Origin of the sequence: Pseudoflavonifractor sp. MCC625 (assembly GCF_018784545.1) — a bacterium.
GTDB classification, from domain to species: Bacteria; Bacillota; Clostridia; order Oscillospirales; family Oscillospiraceae; genus Pseudoflavonifractor_A; species Pseudoflavonifractor_A gallinarum.
In genome coordinates this window covers 1,346-5,962 of record NZ_WQOJ01000030.1, presented here as the reverse complement: position 1 = coordinate 5,962, position 4,617 = coordinate 1,346, and the positions used below count along the sequence as shown (strand labels likewise).

General features: G+C 54.6%; 1 pseudogene. It reads right to left on the bottom strand.

Going from position 1 to position 4,617, the window contains the following annotated elements:
* Window positions 1-4,617: pseudogene (locus GPK94_RS07375) on the bottom strand (SNF2-related protein); the annotation flags it as partial.

Genomic DNA, 4,617 nt, shown 5'->3' with positions numbered 1-4,617 from the left:
TTTTCAATCTCCTCCGGGAAGTATTTGAGCAGCTGGTCCTCCAGACGATATTGCTTGCTCTGGTGGTCGGCTTTCATCAGTTTCAGGCGGGATACCTCCACATCCAAATCCATACGCTCCTTGATGCGGGGATCTCCGGCGCACAGGGCTTTGATCTCGGCAAAGGAAAGCGCCGTTTCATCCACATCATCGCAGGAGCGAACCGGGCTTTTGCTGGTCATGATCTGGCTGATAAATTTCTGCTTGTTCTCCACCGTCTGCCAGAGGTATGCGTCAAAAGTTCCTTCTGTCACATAGCGGTACACATGGACAAGAGGATTCTGGTTGCCCTGGCGCTCGATACGGCCCTTGCGCTGGGCAAGGTCTCCCGGTCTCCACGGACAGTCCAGGTCATGAAGCGCCACCAGACGGTCCTGCACATTGGTGCCTGCGCCCATCTTGGCGGTGCTGCCCAAAAGGACACGAACCTGACCGGTACGGACTTTAGAGAACAGCTCCTTTTTCCGCACTTCGGTATTGGCTTCATGGATAAAAGCGATCTGGTCGGCAGGCATCCCCTGGGCAATGAGTTTCTGACGAATATCGTCATATACCGTAAAGACCGGTTCCTGCTCCGGCAGAGGCACAGCGCCTTCCAGTGCGTGAAGCAGTGGATTATCCAGCGTTTTCGCCGCCTTGCTTACAGGAGCTTTTGCCTGCGGGGTAGAAATGTCGCAGAACACCAGCTGGGTCAGCTTGTCAGCTTTGCCGTCCCGCCAGATCTGCATGATGTTGTCCACGCACTGATTGACCTTTGTTCCGGGTTCATCCGGTAGCATCTGGTTGACGATCCTCTGGTCAAGCCCCAGCTTACGGCCATCCGAGGTAATCTTGAGCATGTTATCCTGGGATGGGTCAACAGTTCCGCTGTGTACCAGCGATGCACGCTCCGAAAGAGCTTTGACCATTTCCTGCTGATGTTCGGTAGGCTGCGCCACGATGTTGTGGTACTCCACTTCCGGGGTAGGGAGATTTAACTGATCGGCAGTCTTAATGTCGGCCACTTCTTTGAACAGGTTCATCAGCTCCGGCAGATTAAAGAACTTGCTGAATCTCGTTCTTGCCCGGTAGCCGGTGCCTTCTGGTGCCAGCTCCAATGCTGTGACGGTCTCTCCAAATCGGGAAGCCCAACAGTCGAAGTGGGTCATGTTCAGTTCTTGCAGGCGTTCATACTGAAGATAACGCTGCATGGTGTAAAGCTCGGTCATGGAGTTGCTGACCGGTGTGCCGGTGGCAAAGATCACGCCACGGTTTCCGGTGATCTCATCCATATAGCGGCACTTGGCAAACATATCGCTGGACTTTTGGGCATCGCTGGTGGAGAGACCCGCCACATTCCGCATTTTTGTGTATAGAAACAGGTTTTTATAGTTGTGGGCCTCGTCCACGAACAGCCGGTCCACACCCAGCTGCTCAAAAGTCACCACATCGTCTTTTCGCCCCTCGGCTTGCAGCTTTTCCAGTCTGGCTTCCAGAGACTTTCTGGTACGCTCCAGCTGCTTGACGGTAAAACGCTCGCCGCCGCTGGCCTGCACCTCTGCGATGCCCTCGGTGATCTCGTCGATCTGCTCATAGAGAAGCCTTTCCTGGCGCTCCCGGCTGATGGGGATACGCTCAAACTGGCTGTGTCCCATGATGATGGCGTCATAGTCACCGGTCGCAATACGGGCGCAGAACTTCTTGCGGTTATGGGTCTCAAAGTCCTTTTTGGTTGTGACTAAGATGTTGGCAGAAGGATAGAGGCGCAGAAACTCCGATGCCCACTGCTCAGTCAGGTGGTTGGGAACCACAAAGAGAGATTTCTGGCACAAGCCCAGGCGTTTGGCTTCCATCGCAGCGGCCACCATCTCAAAGGTTTTGCCCGCGCCTACTTCATGTGCCAGCAGGGTATTTCCGCCATACAGCACATGGGCGATGGCGCTTTTCTGGTGTTCCCGCAGGGTAATGGCCGGGTTCATGCCGCCAAAAGTGATATGGCTGCCATCATACTCGCGGGGACGGGTAGAGTTCATTTCTTCGTTATACTGGCGCACCAAAGTCTGGCGGCGCTCCGGGTCTTTCCAGATCCAGTCCTTAAAGGCTTCCCGGATAGTCTGCTGTTTTTGAGCAGCCAGGGTGGTCTCCTTGGCGTTCAGCACGCGGCGCTCTTTTCCATCCGCGTCCTCTATGGTGTCATAGATACGGACATCCCGCAGGTTCAGACTGTCCTCCAAAATCTTATAAGCATTGGCGCGGCTGGTCCCATAGGTGGTATAGGCTGCCACATCGTTGTAAGATACGGAAGATTTCCCCTTGATCTGCCATTCAGCAGTAAAGGAGGAATAGTTGACCTCAATGCTGCGCTGGAGATAAAACGGGGTGTTGAAGGTCTCGTACATAAACTGCTGGATATATTCCTTGTCGATCCAGGTAGCACCCAGGCGCACCTCGATCTCCGACGCATCCAGGTCTTTGGGCTGGGCGGCGGTAAGAGCTTCCACATTGACTGCAAAAGAAGGGTCCTGCTGTGCCGCCCGCTGAGCCTGACGCAGTTTGCGGCGTACATTGCCGGAAAGGTATTCATCAGCAGTCACATAATGGGGTGTGCCGTCCTGTTCCAGCTGTCCCGGCACACGGAAGATCACACCTTGCAGCTCTCCGACCAGTTCTTCTTTTGTTTTTCCGGTAAGCTGGCTCATATAGCTCATATCTACGCAGGCTTTTTCCGAGATGGACACCGCCAGCGCTTCGCTTGCCGTATCCACAGTAGCCACTGCCTGATGGGGCTTGATGGTCCGTTTGGTGAACATATCCGCCTTGCGCTCCAGCTTTCCGTCCTCGTCAATAACTTCCAGCGCACAGAGCAGGTAATAGGAAGAATCATCTGCATAGGCCAGGCGGTTTGCACGGTCATTGATGAGACCGTATTTGGCAGAAAAGCTGTCATAGAGCCGGTTCAGTTCCGCCTGTTTTTGGGTAATGGTGATGTCTGGAACCGCTGCATCCATCTGAAGGTCGATCAGTTCCTGCACACAATCACGCAGTCCCACAAGACCTTTCACGCGGGCTTCGGCGGTGGCGTTGAGGTCAGGGCGCACCATGCGGCTGTTTTCCCGGTAGTACACCTGCCCGTCTACAATGGCATAGGAATAGTTCTTCACATTTGGGTCGGCAGGAATGGAGGTGTCAATGGCTTCGCCCTCGCCCAGCTCCGGCAGCTCTGCCTCCTGATAAGTTCCATGAATGTACTTCACAGCATCATGCAGCTGGTCGGAAAGCTCCAGTCCCTCGATAGGGTTCACGGTGTAATCCATACCATGAGCGGTGCTTACCGGCTCCTGTCTGCCCAGCACCATTTCCGGGTGGTCGATAAAATACCGGTTGATGGCAAACCCATCCTCCGTTTGTCCGGTCTGCGTCCACTCTGGTGCAATGTCCAGCGGACGGTCCCGCTTTTGGAGAAAGATGATGTCCGATACCACCTCGGCACCAGCATTCTTTTTGAACGCGTCATTAGGCAGACGGATCGCTCCCAGCAGCTCGGCACGCTGGGCAAGATAGCGGCGCACGGTGGAATCCTTGGCGTCCATGGTATAACGGGAGGTCACAAAAGCTACCACACCGCCGGGACGCACCTGATCCAGTGCTTTGGCGAAAAAGTAATTATGAATGTTGAAATTCAGCTTGTTGTAGGCTTTGTCATTGACCTGATACTGACCAAAAGGTACATTGCCGATAGCAAGGTCAAAGAAGTCACGCCTGTCAGTGATCTCAAAGCCGCCCACTGTGATGTCCGCCTTGGGATAGAGCTGCTTTGCGATGCGCCCGGAAATCGGGTCCAGTTCCACACCGTATAGACGGCTGTTTCGCATTTCCTCCGGCAGCATACCGAAGAAGTTGCCCACACCCATAGATGGCTCCAGAATATTTCCGGTCTCAAATCCCATACGGCCCACAGCATCATAAATTGCTTTGATGACCGTAGGGCTGGTGTAATGGGCGTTGAGGGTAGAGCTTCTGGCGGCGGCATATTCCTCCGGGGTCAGCAGCTCTTTCAGCTGGGTATACTCGGAAGCCCATGCCGGTTTCTCTGGGTCAAAAGCATCAGGAATACCGCCCCAGCCCACATAGCGGGAAAGAACCTCCTGTTGTTCGGGGCTTGCCTGCTGTCCGGCAGCTTCCAGCTCTTTCAGCAAACGAATGGCATTAACATTTGCCTGGAACTTGGCTTTTGGACCGCCTTCACCCAAATGCTCATCGGTAATACGGAAGTTTTGTGCATTGCGGCGCAGGTTGGCCTTGTATTCCTCATAGGAGGCTTCTTCGGCAGCTTTGGCATTGGGGAAGGTCTGCCACTGGCCATTGACCTGAATGGAAACCGGGTGTTCGTCCAACACTTCCTCAAAGGTTTTCTCCGGCTCAGTCACAGGGGCTGGCGGCTCCGGCTCCTCGATATGCAGCCGTTCCACCACCACATCATCCGGATAGACGGCCACGGTCTCAGAATGGAAGGCCGGGGATTCAGCAGCCGGTTGGGGCTGTTCCTGTCCAAAACCGTCCTGCTGACGGGCATACATCCCGCGCAGCAAAGGCGCAACC